The organism is Flavobacterium sp. SP2 (assembly GCF_057626655.1).
On sequence record NZ_JBVHBT010000006.1, the window covers coordinates 197,547 to 213,892 of the forward strand.

Here is a 16,346-nt window from a genome sequence, read left to right on the forward strand (position 1 = left end):
TTCTTAGTTGCTGAGTTTCTAAGCTTTTAAAATCTTTAAAATAAATCTTTAAAATCCAAATAATCCGGTGCCATAAAAAAATGAATAGAGAAGAATTATATAAAATTGCCGAAAACTGGTTCCAAAATCAAAATTGGAAACCCTTTCCATTCCAAACTCAAACTTGGACGGCATTTTTACAAGGTAAAAACGGTTTGCTCAACGCGCCAACAGGTAGCGGAAAAACCTACGCGCTTTGGTTTCCAATAATTTTAAATTACATCAAGAAGAACCCAGATTACAAAACCAAACACAAACCCGGATTAAAAGCCATTTGGATTACACCTTTGCGAGCGCTTTCGGTAGAAATAAAACAAGCGGCCGAAAAAGTGGCGGCCGATTTAGAAACACAAATGACTGTCGGAATTCGTTCAGGCGATACAACTGCGAGCGAAAGAACGAAGCAAAAAAGCAAAATGCCCGATTTGCTAATTACTACGCCAGAAAGTTTGCAACTCCTATTAGCTACCAAAGGTTACGAGAAAACGTTTAAAGATTGTGAAGCAATTATAATTGACGAATGGCACGAACTTCTCGGAACAAAAAGAGGTGTTCAAATGGAATTGGCCTTATCTCGACTAAAAACAATTGTTCCAAAAATGCGAATTTGGGGAATTTCAGCTACCATTGGAAACCTTGAATTGGCGCAAGAAGTTTTGTTAGGAAATCAGTCCGAGTCGCTTGCTAATTCGGTTTTAATTAAAGCGGTAATTAATAAAAAAATTACTGTAAAATCGATTTTACCAGACAAAATGGAAACCTATCCTTGGCGTGGACATATGGGTTTGCATCTTATTGATGATGTAGCAAAAATCATTAGAAAAAGTAAAACAACTTTAGTATTTACCAACACACGCGCGCAATGTGAAATTTGGTTTCAAGCACTTCTAGAAAAATTTCCAGAATTTGCAGGCGAAATGGCCATGCATCACGGAAGTATTGCAAGAGAAACACGAATTTGGGTTGAAAACGCCATTAAAAACGAAGAATTAAAAGTAGTAGTTTGTACGTCAAGTTTGGATTTGGGCGTTGATTTTGCTCCAGTCGAAACCATCATTCAAATTGGCGGTCCAAAAGGTGTGGCTCGATTTCTGCAACGCGCCGGAAGAAGCGGTCATCAACCCGGAAAAGAAAGTGTAATTTATTTTCTTGCTACCCACGCGATGGAATTAATTGAAGCATCGGCGCTTAAAAAAGCGGCTGCCGAAACGATTGTTGAAGATCGAATTCCGTATTTGAATAGTTACGATGTTTTGATTCAGTATCTAAACACATTGGCGGTTTCGGATGGTTTTTTTCCTGATGTCATCTATCAGGAAGTACAAAAAACCTTCTGCTTTCAAAATCTTTCTGTTGAAAATTGGAATTGGATTTTGAACTTTATTTCGCACGGAAGTCAAAGTTTGCAAGCGTATGACGAATATAAAAAAGTTGAAATTGAGGCTGATGGTTTGTTTAAAATAAACAGCCGAATGGTTGCCATGCATCACCGAATGCAAGTGGGTACAATTGTGAGTGATGCGGTATTGAATGTAAAATTTTTAAGCGGCGGATATATTGGTTCGATCGAAGAATGGTTTGTTTCGAAATTAACTCGTGGTGACACCTTTGTATTTGCAGGAAAAAAACTGGAATTTTATGCTATAAAAAACATGAATGTTTTAGTTCGAAAGGCCGATTTCAAAAAAAACTCGAAAACCGTAAGTTGGATGGGTGGAAGAATGACCTTTTCGGCACAAATGAGTGAATTGTTGCGAGAAGAATTGTATAACGTTTCACTGGGAATATTAACTCCCGAATTAAAAGCGCTGCAACCGATTTTTGAGCGACAAAAGCGAGAAAGTATTGTGCCTAATGCCAATCAATTTTTAATAGAAACTTTCAAAACTCGTGAAGGTTTTCATGCTATATTTTATCCGTTTGAAGGTCGGTTTGTACACGAAGCGCTGGCGAGTATCTTGTCGTATAGAATAAGTTTGCTAACACCAATTAGCTTCTCGATAGCGTATAATGATTATGGTTTTGAATTGCTATCTGACCAAGAAATTGCTATGCAAGCGGTTTTTGATAATGATTTATTTTCGCCAGAATATATACATCATGATTTACAGAAAAGCTTGAATGCAACCGAAATGGCGCGAAGAAAATTTAGAGATATTGCGGTTATTGCAGGATTAGTTTTTACAGGAATGCCCGGAAAACCCATAAAAACAAAGCATTTACAAAGTGGTTCCCAACTTTTGTTTGAAGTTTTTAGAGATTTTGAACCCGACAATTTACTTTTGCAACAAGCCTACACCGAAACATTTGAACATCAATTGGAAGAAGGACGCTTGATTACGGCTTTGGAACGAATTAACTCGCAAGAAATAGTTTGGAAAGAATGTCAAAAACCAACACCGTTTAGTTTTCCTATCATTACCGATAGATTACGAGAAAAATTATCAAGCGAGACATTAGAAGAACGAATAAAAAAAATGACAGCAAGCTACTTGAAATAAGAAGCAATTAGTTTTATTAATCAATGGATATCACAATAAATCATCAACATTTTACCTTGCATGCTTCGGGTTGTATTTTTTGGATTACGAAAAAAATACTTCTCATATCTGATGTGCATTTAGGAAAAGTAGCGCATTTTAGAAAACACGGAATGGCAATTCCAAACGATGCCATTTTTGAAAATTTCACAAAGTTGAATGTTGTCTTAGAACTTTTCAAACCCGAAACAGTTATTTTTTTAGGTGATTTATTTCATAGCAAAATCAACAAAGAATGGAATTTGTTTGCCAATTGGACCAAAGAAATTTCTCAAGAAGTTATACTTGTAGAAGGAAATCATGATATTATTGACAAAGAAAATTATGAAGATTTAGGCATGAAAATTTATTCTGAACTAATCATTGAAGATTTCCTATTAACACATCATCCTTCTGAACGAAAGAATTTTTTTAATTTCTGCGGACACATTCATCCCGGAATTCAACTTAAAGGTATTGGAAAACAATACTTGAAACTTCCTTGTTTTTTTAATAAACCGCAGCAACTAATTTTGCCAGCATTTGGCGAATTTACAGGAAATTATTATTTGATTCCAACTGAAAATGATGTGGTTTATGCTGTAACCAAAAATGCAGTTTTTAAAGTCGCAATGACATCGTAAGTATAATTTTTAACCAGCTAACTCAAATAAAACTCAAAAAAAATCTTGGAATTAGTTTAATGCGTACGGCGCATTGAGTTTAAAGGAAGGAACAATTACCTTAAAGTTTCTTGTAGAAGTAAAATTTACCATGTTGAAAAATCCACTCATTGCACCATGTGGTGAAGAAAGTAAACATCCCGAACTGTACGTATGCGATTCGCCTGGTTTGATAACTGGTTTTTTACCAATAACACCTTCTCCATCAACAATTTCTAAGTCGTTTAGCGAATCGAAAATTTCCCAATGACGCGTTATTAATTGAACCGAATCCTTGCTATGATTTTCAATAGTAATTTCATAAGAAAAAGCATAGTGAATCTTATAGTTTTTAAAGTAAGTACCTTCAAAACTAGTGATTACTGATATTTTTATGCCTCTTGTTATTTGAGAAACCATTATAAAAATTTTCGTAAAGTTACAAAATTTTTAAAAACGCAAATGTTTTTAAATGTTAACTAATTTCTAATTAATAATATTAGTAGAACTTGCTATTCCTTTTCCAATTACTCGATCGTAACGTTGGTTATTTTCTCTATAATACACCAATGCAAAATAGTTGTTTTCTGTTTGATAAAAATTACCATCAACTGCATTTTCCTCATCAAGATTTCCTTTTGGATCTGAAATTGTATAATCGAAATTAGTGAAGCCTTGTTTGATCATAATTGCTTTTTCATAAATGGCTTTCTTTTCATTATATTCCATCTTGTTTTCATCAGACAATGCATAATTATTAAACATTCCGGTTACATAAACATTCTTTTTACCAAAATAACTTGGAGCGCTCAAAGTAAAATAAATCCAGGCGTAATCGGCCTCGATTTCACTGTTTTCTGCATTGGCATTCTTTATTAAAAAATTACCATTAACGTCTGGAAAGTAGGTATAAGGTTGATTTTTTCTTGCTTGATTATTGTACAAATAACAGTTGTACAATCCACCGCCCGAATCAACTCTTGAAATACTGTTATTAGCCGCTTGAATTATTTTATTTTCAAAAAACAAATACTCGTTTCCAGCCCAAAACTGGGTTTCTGTATCGTATTTATAAATTAAATCATTCCCAATTGTGTACATGGGCTTGACATTGTAAATAGCATTATTAAATTTTCCGTTTTGTAAAAGCAAAACTTTCACATTTGTTAGCGGACTTTGAAAATTAATTGTGGCCGATTTTATCGAAAACTCTAGGTTGTGTTTGAACTCAATATCTTTAACATTTCTTGCTCTTTTTACTTGCATTGGTACAGCTACCAAATCTTCAAAAACAATAAACTTTCTTGAAAACACCACTTCCCTATCTTCATTTAATATAGAAATCATGTAGTTTCCACTTACCTTCAACTGTGTAAACTGATTGGGAAATGAAATTTTATAATGAGAATATATTTGTAACGCATTTAGCGAATTAGTATAAGTAAGTATTCTTTGATCATTAAAGCCACCTAGAAACTCATTTATAGAAAGCTGCGATTGCTTCCAGTTGTAATCACAATGTGTTATATGATAATAATAATTGTCTTCGGTACCGTGCAAATCGTCAAACTGCAATTGAAAAGTATCGCCAAGTTGAAAAATAGGAATTGCATTTTGACCGCTTTGAACAAATGAAATTGTTTTAATGTGATACGGTGGATTTACTTCAGTTTCTTGAGAAAAACCTATTACTGCAGAAAGAAAACAAAATAGTAAAAATATTTTTTGCATCATTAAGTCTAATTTTATAAATGTAAAGATAGTACTATTCTAAATTTATTTTATAACGCAAGACTATATTTATATTTTATTGGTTTATAAAATTATGTTAAATATTTTACAATAAAGCAACTGATTTTGTGTTATGTAATACATTTAGTACAAATAAACTTACACCCATGAAAAAAATTAAAAAAGCAGTGCTTTTTTTAATGGTTTTTCCATTATCATTAGTAGCACAAGATTTTAAAGGTGATTCTAAAATCCCTTTTGATTCCAATGTAAGAACGGGTAAACTTAAAAATGGTTTGACCTATTACATTAGAAAAAATGCAAAACCAGAAAAGAAAGTCGATTTGCGATTGGTTATCAATGCAGGATCGATCCTAGAAACCGATGAGCAAAGAGGTTTGGCTCACTTTATGGAGCACATGTGTTTTAACGGAACAAAACGTTTTCCTAAAAATGCACTGGTAGATTATTTACAAAGTATTGGAGTAAAATTTGGGCAACATTTAAATGCGTATACAAGTTTTGACGAAACGGTTTACTTTTTACCGATTCCATCGGATAGTCCAGAAAAAGTTGAAAAAGGATTTCAAATACTTGAAGATTGGGCGTTCAATGCTAATTTAACTCCAGAAGAAATAGACAAAGAACGTGGCGTTGTTCTTGAAGAATATCGCCTTGGTCTTGGTGCAGACAAGCGCATGATGGATCGATATTTACCAAAAATGATGTACAACTCGCAGTATGCAGAACGCCTTCCTATTGGTAAAAAAGAAATATTAGAAAAGTTTACTTACGATAAATTAATCAGCTTTTATAAAGATTGGTATCGTCCTGATTTAATGTCGGTAATTGTTGTTGGTGATATTGATGTAGCCGAAATGGAAAAGAAAATAACCACCCATTTTGCAAATTATGCTAATCCAAAAAATGCAAAACCACGAAAAATTTATGAAGTGCCAAATCATAAAGAAACATTTGTAAGTATTGAAACTGACAAAGAATCGTCTGACGCTCAAGTGCAACTTCTTTATAATGATATGGAAAAGCCAAAACCTACCATAACGGTAAATGATTATCGTGAAGATTTGGTAAAAGGTTTATTTACAACCATGTTAAATAATAGATTGCAAGAGTTAACTAACGCTGCAAATCCGCCATTTGTATATGGATATTCGTATCACGGTGGAACATTTGCAAGAACTAAAGAAGCCTATCAATCGTTTGCAATGACCTCTGAAGACAAACAATTGGAAGCGTTAAAAGTATTGGTAACTGAAAATAATAGAGCTAAGAAATTCGGTTTTACGCAAAGCGAACTGGACCGAGCGAAAGCTGACGTTCTTGCCAATTATGAAAGAACATTTAACGAAAAAGATAAAACCAACTCTGAGCGTTTTGTATCCGAATATCAATCTTACTTCTTGGAAAATGTTCCTGCGCCAGGAATTGAATGGGAATTTGAAGCAGTAAAAAAAATGATTCCAAGCATCTCATTAGCTGAAACTAATAGCTTGATTAAAAATTTCATTAGAGACGAAAACCGATTTGTATTATTAACTGGTCCAGAAAAAGAAGGTTTGAAAAAAGCTAGTGAAGCTGATATTATAGCCATTTTAAATGCTGACGATTCTGATATTACTGCATATAAAGAAACGGCTGTTGCTTCAAGTTTGATTAGAAAAGAAATAAAAGCAGGTTCAGTAGTAAAAAAGGAAGCAAATGCCAAACTTGGAACTACAACTTTAATTTTGTCAAATGGTGCAAAAGTGACGTATAAAAAAACCGATTTTAAAAACGATGAAGTTTTAATGGAAGCGCTAAGCTTTGGAGGTTCTAATTTATATAGCAACGATGATATGAAAAAAGTACAATTTGCTAATGGTGGCTTAACCGAAGCAGGTTTTTCTGGATTGAAGAAAAATGATATTGACAAATTCATGTCGGGTAAAATTGCAAATGTATCGCCATATATAGGCGCAGTTACCGAAGGCTTAAGAGGAAGCACAACTCCTAAAGATTTAGAATATTTATTTCAAATGACACATGCTTACATGACCGATTTAAATTATGACAATGAAGCTTTTGAAAGTTACAAACAAAAACAATCCGCTTTTTTCAAGAATTTATCTTCGCAACCTAATGTATTCTTTCAACAAGAATTTTATGGCTATTTGATGAAAAATAATCCAAGATTCATCGGAATTTTCCCAGATGAAAAAACATGGTCAACAACCGATTATAAATTGGCTTATGATAAATACAAAGAACGTTTTGCTAACGCAGGCGATTTCGAATTTTTCTTTGTTGGAAATATAGATGATAAACAAATGGAAGAATTTTCGGCTAAATATATCGCTTCATTACCATCAAATACAACTAAGGAAAAAGCTGTGGATTTAGGAATAAGAATGCTAAAAGGCGACTTGAAAAAAGTAGTTAATAAAGGTTCAGATCCTAAAAGTAATGTAACCATTATGTATTATGGTGATGCAACTTATTCGCCTAAAGAAGCCATGGCAATCCAAGCTTTGGGTGAAGTTCTTACAATAAAATTAATTGAAGAATTAAGAGAAAATGAAAGCGGCGTATATGGAGTTTCTGCAAGAGGAAGTATGAATAAAGTGCCGAACGGATCGTATAATTTTAATATTGGTTTCCCGTGTGGACCAGAAAATGCTGAGAAATTAACAGCTTCTGCATTAAATGAACTACAAAAAATTATTGACAAAGGTCCAGATGAAAAAGATGTAGCCAAATTTAAAGAAGGAGAAATTGCTGACTATAAAAAAGACAGCAAAGAAAACAGATTTTGGTTGAGTAATTTCACAAAAGCCTACACGTTTTCATCGTCTGCTGAGGAAGTTTTGTCAATGGAAGAAAGAATCAATAGTGTTACAGCTAAAGAAATTCAGGATGTAGCTAAAAAATATCTAACCAAAGATAAAGTTATTGGGATTTTAATGCCAGAAACGAAATAATAGATTTTTTTAAAATTAAAAACCCTGCTAATGTAAAAGTTAACAGGGTTTTGTTTTTTTAAGTCTGAATTATTTAAAACAAACTGGGATAATTTCGCCTTTCGCCAAACAATATTTTTCGACTAATTCTGGTGAAAGTTTAGAAGTATAATCTTCTTCGATAACTCTAAAACCGATGCTTCTTAGTTTGTCAAAATAATCTCTTCCATAAACACGAACGTGGTCGTATTGCCCGAAGATTTTGGCTCGCTCTTTTTGATCTACAATAGAATCATCAGAGAAAGTAGTTGCTCTCGATAAATCTTGAGGAATTTGAAAAATCCCCATTCCGCCAGGTTTTAAAACTCTGTATAATTCTTGCATCGCTTTAGTATCGTCTGGAATGTGTTCTAAAACGTGGTTGCAAAAAATTACATCGTATTGATTATCCTCAAAAGGTAAATTACAAATATCAGCTTTTACATCAGCCAAAGGCGACAGTAAATCGGTTGTTGTGTAATCGATATTAGTTTGCTTCTTGAAACGTTTGTAGAATTCTTGTTCTGGTGCGAAATGCAATACTTTTAATGCTGAACTTGTTTCAGTATCTCGTAATTTAATACTTTTAGATTGCTTATTAGAAGAGATTGAATCAAGGTGAGATTGAAAAAAATCAGTTTCATTTTGTAGATAAATCCATAGTAGACGGTGTCTTTCTAAAGATAATGTACTTGGTGAAAGCACATTATTTCGCTGATTTCCGTATCCGTAAGGGAGAAACATTTTGAAGCTTTTCCCGTCGATTGGATCAGTAAAACGATTTCCTTTTAATAGAAAAGCTAAAATTGGACGCACTACAATACTCAATCGAATTAAAATTGGTCTTGGAATTGTATTTAATATGAACTTGAATAGTTTTTTCATTTTTTTGCTTTTTCAAACGAAATTTATTTTTTTCACACGAATTTCACGAATTTGCACGAATTGAATTTGACTTAAGATTTCACCAATTTTAAAACTTCGTTTTATTTTTTTACACGAATTTTTATACTTCGGTTTAATTCTAACTTAGCAATATTTCTAACTTACTAGTTCGTGAAAATTCGTGAAAATCTTGTAAAATCTGAATTATAAAATAATTCGTTTATATTTTAAACTGTCTTCTCCAAAATTCACTAGCAATCCTAGTTTGTTTTTGGAAGAAGCTAAATAATTTAGTGTTTGTTTTGTATCACTTATCGTTAATTGCGAAATTGCTTTTACTTCAAATATAATTTCATCATAAACTACAAAATCTGCATTATATTTTCGAGGTAAAATAATGTCTTTATATTGAATTTTATATTCTTTTTCTCTTTCAAAAGTAATGCTGTTCAGTTTAAATTCATATTCTAATGCGTCTTTGTAAACAACTTCGCTATGACCTTTTCCTAAAATTTTATGCACTTCCATACACAAACCAACAATTTTAAAAACCTCTTCTTTTAAATAAATTTCATTCATGGCACATAATAATTATTTCGATTTCGGCGTGTATTATTTTTTTTAATTTGTGAAATCTAACACAATACAAATTCGTGAAAATTCGTGAAATTCGTGTAAACTTTAAAAAGTATAATGATTTCTAAACTCATTCTCCTCATCACTTACAATTCCCAAAGCATCATAAATGTATTTGAAAGTTGATAGAATTTCTGGTTTTCCGTTAATTAAAGCAACGTCGTGTTCAAAGTGCGCGCTTGGTTTTCCATCGGCTGTTAGAATGGTCCAACCGTCTTTTAATTGCTTGATGTTTTTTGTCCCCATATTGATCATCGGTTCAATAGCAACAACCATTCCTTCTACAAATAGTTTTCCGCGACCTTTTTTTCCATAGTTTGGCATTTCGGGATCTTCGTGCATTTTTTTTCCTAATCCGTGACCAACAAGTTCACGAACTACACCATAACCACGCTCTTCACAATATTTCTGAATGGCATTTCCAACATCTTCCACTCGATTACCTGCGCGGAATTCTCTGATTCCAACATACAAACTTTCCTTAGTAACTTGAAGCAATCTTTTTACTTCTGGAGCTACTTCGCCAATTTCAAAACTGTAGGCATGGTCGCCATAAAATTCGTTTTTTAAAACACCACAATCTACCGAAATAACATCGCCTTCTTGCAATGGAGTGGCATTTGGAATTCCATGTACTACTTGCGCATTCGGACTCATACACAACGAGTTTGGGAAACCATACAGCCCTAAAAATCCTGGAACACCACCATTATCTCTTATATATTCTTCGGCAATTTTGTCCAATTGTAATGTAGTTACACCTGGTTTAATAACTTTTGCAATTTCACCCAATGTTTTAGAAACCAACAAAGCACTTTCGCGCATTAATTCAATTTCTTCTCTTGTTTTTGGAATAATCATTTTTCTAATTTTTCGAAATGCAAAGATACAAATTCAAATGCAATGACAAGTTCAATGTTAAAAATCAAATTCACCATCAATTACAAGTCAGGAATAACAGATTTAGTTTTGAAATTAATCTGGATTGGCCATGATTTTAAACAGTTCGGCATTCGAAATTAAATAACGATTTTCCAAACTTAACTCTGATAATTGAGAACTTACAAGATTATTTTCTCTCGAGTTAATTAAGAAAATTGAGCTTTCACCAAACGAAAACAATCGTTCTTCTGAACTCAACATGGTGGTATAATCTGTAACCAAATCAGCTATTAATTTTCGTTGTCGTTCTAGCGAATTGATTTCGGTTTGTTGCGCGCTGATTTTGTTTTTTAGTTGCACGCGCTCCAAATCTAGATCGTACTGCGTGTCTTGAATTTTGAATTTAGCCAATTGCAATCCGCCACGTTCTTTTCTTAAAAATAATGGAAAACTAAAATTCACGCCAACTTTATAATTATCGAAATTGGTATCATTCAAATAACTAGGTTCGGATAAATAACTGTAACCTACATCTATTTTAGGCAATAAACTGTTGGCTTTTAAGCGGCGTTCGACTTCTAAAATACCCAATTTACTTTGCAAAGAATTAATTTTAGGATGATTTTCTATTGATATTGTTTCTACCAAAAGTTCATTCGTTTTTAATGTTTCTTTGATGGTATTTTCAAGATTTTGCTCGGGAGTTATAGTATCTTGTAATTCTAGCGGCACATTGTTTTCTAACCATAAAAAGTTGGATAGTTCTAATTTAGATTTCATCAGTTTTAATTGAGAATCTTCTAAATTGAGTTTTCTATTTCTTACAATTATTCCAGCTTCCACGCTGTCTATTGATGGTTTGTCTCCGTTTTTAATTAAACTTGCTACACCATTAAAACGTACTTCTGCATTTTTTAAATAGTCGGTATACAATTGTACTTCGCTGAAGTTCCGTTTCCAATTAAAATACGCAACCGAAGCATTGTAAAGCACTTCTATAGCTTGCAATTTTCGTTCGGCTTGGCTTAATTGGATTTGGATTTTGGCTTTTCGTATATCGGCCATTCGCTGATTAATTAACAATCCTTGACCTAATGGTATGTTGATTCCAAATGAAGTTAGTCCTTGATTTGGCACTGTATTTTGCGGATTTAAATAAATTCCATCGTTGTTTTCAAATCCTGCTTTTACTTCGATACCATACCAAGTTGGAATTTTGAAACTGCTGTTTAAAAGCGAATAATACTCGGTATCTTTAAATTGTTTTTTATCAAAATCTACTTCAATTTTGGGATCAAAACCACCGCGTGCCATCATTAAATTGGCTTGTGCGCTTGAAACTTCAAGATTAGCGCTTTTAACCATGGGATGGTATTTTTTCACATATCCTAAATACTCGTTATAAGTGAGTTCTTTAAGATTTTTTTCTTGTGCCGAAACCCAAGTGGTGAATAGTATGATTAATAGTGATTTGAAATTCATATTTAGTGACCTTTAGCTTATTATCTAACCCTGATGGTAGGAAATGCCGTGCATGACGGACAGCAGGAATAGGGATTGTTGCGATGCCCGAACCATTTGTTCCTGAATAATTTATTTTTTTTCTTTAGCTGTTTCCGCTTTTGGCTGGTAATAATTTGGAGGAAAACCGTTGAGCTTTCGCCATAATTCGAACCAAATTGGCACGTTGTCTAAAAGTGCTAGTGTTTGCGCGCCAGAACCAATACTGATTTGTTTTGGCCAAGCGTCTTCATTTTTATCTGGCGCAATGAGCACTCTAAATTTTCCATTGGTACTGATGAAATTTTCTATGGCTACAATTTTGCCTCCAAACGTTCCGTAACTCATGTTGGGCCAACCCGAAAATACAATGGTAGGCCAACCGTCGAACCAAATTCTGACTTTTTCGCCTTTGTGAATAAGCGGCAAATCGGTTGCTGAAACAAAAGTTTCGACTGCAATATCGTATTTCGAAGGCATGATGCTTACAATTTGTGTTCCTTCTTTTATAGTTTCGCCAAGTCCCGATTGAATGGCGCGGTTTACATAACCGTCTTGTGGCGCTTTTATGTAATACATTCCGTTTCGAATTTGGTAGTTTACATATTGATTTTGCAACTTGTTTACTTGCGCTTCGGTATCGTATTGGCTGCTTAACGCAGTGAATTGATCGCTTCTGGCTTTGGACGATTTCTCGGCGTATTCTGCGCTAATTCTATTTATTTCAACTTTAGCATTTATGAGTTCGTTTTTACTGCCTAAAAGTTTGTTTTCTTGTGTGATGATTTTGGCTTCTACTTCTTGTAATTTTAACCTTTTTTCTTCGACGTCGGTAAGTGGTTTTAGTCCTTCTTTGTTTAACGTTACCGATCGATTGAATTGTGTATTGGCAATTTTTATTTGAGTTTTCACCGCTTCTAAATCCATGCTGTCGCTTTGTACTTTTAGAACTGCTTGACGAATTTTGTTTTGCGCTTGTTGTAGTTTTAGTACTCGTTCGTTTTCAATAGCATTAATTTGAGCCGAAAGCGAAGTTACTTTTCCGCCATAGGATTCGCCAGCCATTTTCTTGGCATCGACTTGACTTTTAGTGTTTTGAACTAAATTGGGATCGAAATAATCTTCTTTAATTTCGGAAATGAACAAAATCGTATCGCCTTTTTTAACAAAATCACCTTCTTGAACGTACCATTTTTCTATTCGTCCCGCTATTGCCGACTGAATGGTTTGAGGTCGTTGGTTGGGCTTTAAAGTGGTAACCGCTCCAGAACCTGAAATATTTTGGGTCCAAGGAAGAAATAAAATTACTACTCCAAAAATGGATACGTATAAAATGATTTTGTTTAATATTTTATAATGTGGTCTGTTCGTTAAATTTTTTACCGTGCTGTATTGCTCAATGTTTTCGGTAATTGGATTTTTTTTAGAAATATTTAGCATGGCCTTTAGTTTTTAAAATCAGCAATTATTTTTCCGTATTGCATTGTTATTTTTCTGCTGCATTTTTGACTCCAATATTCGTTTTTAGACGAAACTATCAATGTCCATTTATTTTTAGGATCGGTTATAAAATCGATAATTTCATTGGTTGCTTCTTCATCCATTTTATCCAAAGGATCTTCGTAAAATAAAATTTTTGGTTTGTTGACAATACTTCTGGCAAGTAATATTTTTTGTGCATTGGACGATGACAATTGTCTTCCATCTGGGAAAATTTTAGTATCTAAACCATTAGGAAGTGATTTTATAAATGTTCCCAACTTTACGCTTTCAATAGCCCATTTTATGTCATCATGCGTAACCAATGGATTATTGAAGGTAATGTTTTCTAAAATTGTACCTTCAAAAGGCGTCTCGTCGTGAAGAATTGTGCCGATATGTGAACGGTATTGCGCTAAATTAATTTTACGATAGGTGTCGTCGTTGATGAAAAATGAGCCAACGGTTGGTTGAATGAAACCTGATAAAATTCGCATTAAAGTTGATTTTCCAGAGCCATTATCACCTTCTAAATAAATTTTTTCTGATGGTTCTATTTTCAAATTTATTTTTTCTAGCACGTTATCTGGCGAATCTGGAAATTTGAATGTTAAGTTTTCTGTTTCAATAGAGATGTTAGTAAAACAATAATCATGGGTTTGACTGGAAATTTCCTCTATATTTAAATCTACGATTTGTCCTATTTTTTCCACAGAAGTCAAAACATCGTACAGACTTTCTAATCCGATAATGATTTTTTCTACCGAGTTAATTACTAATAATATAATGATTTCGGCCGCTACGAACTGCCCAATATTCATTTGTTGGTTGAGCACCAAATAACCACCAATAAACAATAAACCAGCAGTAATCACAACTTTAAAAACAATTAACTGAGTGTATTGCCTTTTCATGATTTTAAAATGCTTTTCTCTGTAATTAGTATACTCTTCGACTAACGAATTGTTTCTATGTAGAGCAAAATCAAAATTTTCTTGCTTTCTGAAACTAAAATTATTTCGAGCTATTTCTTGCAACCAGCCTGCAACTTTGTATTTGTATTTCGATTCTTTTAAACTTGATGCCAATCCAGAATTGTATGAAAACTTGAATATTGCATAAAGTGCCAAGCCAAGTAATACTCCAAAAAATATAAAAAACGGATGGTAAAGCGAAAGCAGAATGATACCAAAAAGTATTTGTAAAAATGCTGTTGAAAAATCAATTAATAATTTAGATGTTCCTTTTTGGATGGATATTGTATCGAAAAAACGGTTGGCCAATTCTGGTGGGTATTGATTGTACAATTCAGCAAACTTGATTTTTGGCAATCGATAGGCAAATTCAAAAGAGGAACGAACGAAGATTTTCTGTTGTAAATTTTCGGTTATTCGCAGTTGCATGAGTGATAAAATTCCTACCAATGCAACTCCTACCACTACAATTACAACCAAAACAACCCAAGAAATACTAACTTGCCCGGCTTGAATTAAATTGATAATGGCTTGAATTCCTAATGGTAGCGAAAGGCTCACTATACCGGCAAAAATGGCATAGAAAAATATTTGATATACATCTTTTTTATCTAGTTTTAACAGATTGTAAAATCGTTGTAGAGGTGTTTGATTCATGGCTATTTTTTTAATACATTATCAATTAAATTGATGTAGAAATCGGTTGGAGAAACAACCTCATTACAGTTGGTTATAGTAGTAAGATGGTCTTTTAAAAAATGCTGATGCAATGCACCTTCTACTATTGATGAGGCTAAGCTTTTGGCAAAAGGATAGGAAGGATTTACGGCTGTAATCATTTCAATAATTCTGTTGATTATTCTCTTGTAAACAAGAAAAAAACCTTCTTTATTTTCTTCATCAACCTCTTTGGTAAGCAATGTTTTGGTAAATTCTTGAATGATTATTCGGTTAAGAATTGCTTCGTTGATGTGTAAGGTAGTATTGTCGTCTTCTACTTTTTCGGTTACAATGGTTATTCCTTTTTTAAGGCGTTCCAATGGATTGTCAATATTATTGGTTGCAAAAGCCAACTTATATTCCATCCAACCCCAATACCATGAAGAAAGATACAACATCAACTTGTGTTTACTTTCGAAATATCGGTAAATAGAACTTTCATTAGAGTTGATTTTCTCTCCTAATTTTTTAAAGGTAAAGTTTTCAAATCCTACCTCATCAATTAACAATATACTTTGTTCTATGATTTTTTTTCCTAAATCAGATGTTTCAGGATTTTTGACATAGAGCTTTTCGTTTACCGAAATAATTATGTTAGATAAAATATTTTGCATTGGTTATTTATTGGTATTTGTGTTTGGAACAGTTTTCATTTGAATAATATCAACTAAAAAGGCAAATGCCATAGAAAAATAGATGTATCCTTTTGGTATTTCAAATTGAAAACCCTCAGCAATTAGCGATACACCAATCATCATAAGGAAGCACAATGCCAAGACTTTAAACGATGGATGTTTAGAGATGAAAGCACTTATAGGTTTGGAAGCAATAAGCATAATAACAACAGTTACTACAACTGCAGTGTACATGATCCAAAGTTCACTAACCATTCCTACTGCTGTAATAATTGAATCTATTGAAAAAACCAAATCTAGAAGAATTACTTCGCCTAATAGTTTACCAAAACTGCCTTGTTTAGGTAAGGAATCTTCATTGTTTTCAGAAATTTCGGTTTTATGATAAATTTCTTTGGTGCTTTTGTATATCAAAAATAGTCCTCCTAAAATCAATATTATTCCTTTTCCTGTAAAGTCAATTTCAAATAATGAGAACAAAGTTTTGTCTAATTTTAAAATCCACGAAATAAAAGCAAGCAACGCCAGTCGCATCACCATTGCCAAACCTATTCCCCAAAAACGCAGTTTATTTCGCTGACTTTCTGGAAGCTTATCGGCAAGTATTGAGATGAAAATAATGTTATCAATTCCTAAAATTACTTCTAATGCAATTAAAGAAAGTAAGGGTACAATGGCATCAATCATA

13 protein-coding genes are annotated in these 16,346 nt (G+C 33.2%); 3 read left to right on the forward strand and 10 right to left on the reverse strand.

The window, feature by feature from the left end:
* Window positions 1-80 precede the first annotated feature (80 nt).
* Together ACZ098_RS13475 and pdeM are read left to right on the forward strand one after the other, a co-directional pair.
* Complete coding sequence (locus ACZ098_RS13475) at window positions 81-2,540, forward strand: ligase-associated DNA damage response DEXH box helicase (protein ID WP_487312276.1); 2,460 nt, start codon at window positions 81-83, stop codon at window positions 2,538-2,540.
* Between the two features lie 23 nt (window positions 2,541-2,563).
* Window positions 2,564-3,202, forward strand: a complete 639-nt coding sequence (gene pdeM / locus ACZ098_RS13480) for a ligase-associated DNA damage response endonuclease PdeM (RefSeq protein ID WP_487312277.1) — start codon at window positions 2,564-2,566, stop codon at window positions 3,200-3,202.
* 51 nt (window positions 3,203-3,253) lie between these two features.
* Here pdeM and apaG read toward each other — a convergent pair whose 3' ends face one another.
* Together apaG and ACZ098_RS13490 are read right to left on the reverse strand one after the other, a co-directional pair.
* Complete coding sequence (gene apaG / locus ACZ098_RS13485) at window positions 3,254-3,640, reverse strand: Co2+/Mg2+ efflux protein ApaG (RefSeq protein WP_487312278.1); 387 nt, start codon at window positions 3,638-3,640, stop codon at window positions 3,254-3,256.
* A gap of 66 nt (window positions 3,641-3,706) precedes the next feature.
* Window positions 3,707-4,954, reverse strand: coding sequence for a type IX secretion system plug protein (locus ACZ098_RS13490; RefSeq protein WP_487312279.1), 1,248 nt, complete (start codon window positions 4,952-4,954; stop codon window positions 3,707-3,709).
* A 164-nt stretch (window positions 4,955-5,118) separates the two neighbouring features.
* On the opposite strand from ACZ098_RS13490, the gene ACZ098_RS13495 reads away from it, so the two are divergent.
* The gene (locus tag ACZ098_RS13495) at window positions 5,119-7,929 is read left to right on the forward strand and encodes a M16 family metallopeptidase (RefSeq protein ID WP_487312280.1); all 2,811 of its coding nucleotides are present in this window, start codon (window positions 5,119-5,121) and stop codon (window positions 7,927-7,929) included.
* Window positions 7,930-7,998: 69 nt separating this feature from the next.
* Here ACZ098_RS13495 and ACZ098_RS13500 read toward each other — a convergent pair whose 3' ends face one another.
* The 8 genes from ACZ098_RS13500 to ACZ098_RS13535 all read right to left on the reverse strand — a co-directional run bounded on the left by ACZ098_RS13500 (window position 7,999) and on the right by ACZ098_RS13535 (window position 16,345).
* Window positions 7,999-8,832 carry a class I SAM-dependent methyltransferase gene (locus ACZ098_RS13500; protein ID WP_487312281.1) on the reverse strand — a complete coding sequence of 278 codons (834 nt, stop codon included), beginning with the start codon at window positions 8,830-8,832 and terminating at the stop codon, window positions 7,999-8,001.
* Window positions 8,833-9,036: 204 nt separating this feature from the next.
* Entirely contained in the window at window positions 9,037-9,411 is a 375-nt protein-coding gene (locus ACZ098_RS13505; protein WP_487312282.1) for a GxxExxY protein, read from the reverse strand.
* A 102-nt stretch (window positions 9,412-9,513) separates the two neighbouring features.
* Complete coding sequence (map, locus tag ACZ098_RS13510) at window positions 9,514-10,329, reverse strand: type I methionyl aminopeptidase (protein ID WP_487312283.1); 816 nt, start codon at window positions 10,327-10,329, stop codon at window positions 9,514-9,516.
* 114 nt (window positions 10,330-10,443) lie between these two features.
* Window positions 10,444-11,832, reverse strand: a complete 1,389-nt coding sequence (locus ACZ098_RS13515) for a TolC family protein (protein WP_487312284.1) — start codon at window positions 11,830-11,832, stop codon at window positions 10,444-10,446.
* Between the two features lie 111 nt (window positions 11,833-11,943).
* Window positions 11,944-13,290, reverse strand: a complete 1,347-nt coding sequence (locus ACZ098_RS13520; RefSeq protein ID WP_487312285.1) for an HlyD family secretion protein — start codon at window positions 13,288-13,290, stop codon at window positions 11,944-11,946.
* A gap of 5 nt (window positions 13,291-13,295) precedes the next feature.
* Complete coding sequence (locus ACZ098_RS13525; RefSeq protein ID WP_487312286.1) at window positions 13,296-14,960, reverse strand: peptidase domain-containing ABC transporter; 1,665 nt, start codon at window positions 14,958-14,960, stop codon at window positions 13,296-13,298.
* A gap of 2 nt (window positions 14,961-14,962) precedes the next feature.
* A complete protein-coding gene (locus ACZ098_RS13530; RefSeq protein WP_487312287.1) occupies window positions 14,963-15,637 on the reverse strand; it encodes a TetR/AcrR family transcriptional regulator in 675 nt (224 codons plus the stop codon).
* Window positions 15,638-15,640: 3 nt separating this feature from the next.
* Window positions 15,641-16,345 carry a TerC family protein gene (locus ACZ098_RS13535; protein WP_487312288.1) on the reverse strand — a complete coding sequence of 235 codons (705 nt, stop codon included), beginning with the start codon at window positions 16,343-16,345 and terminating at the stop codon, window positions 15,641-15,643.
* Between the last annotated feature and the right edge of the window lies 1 nt (window position 16,346).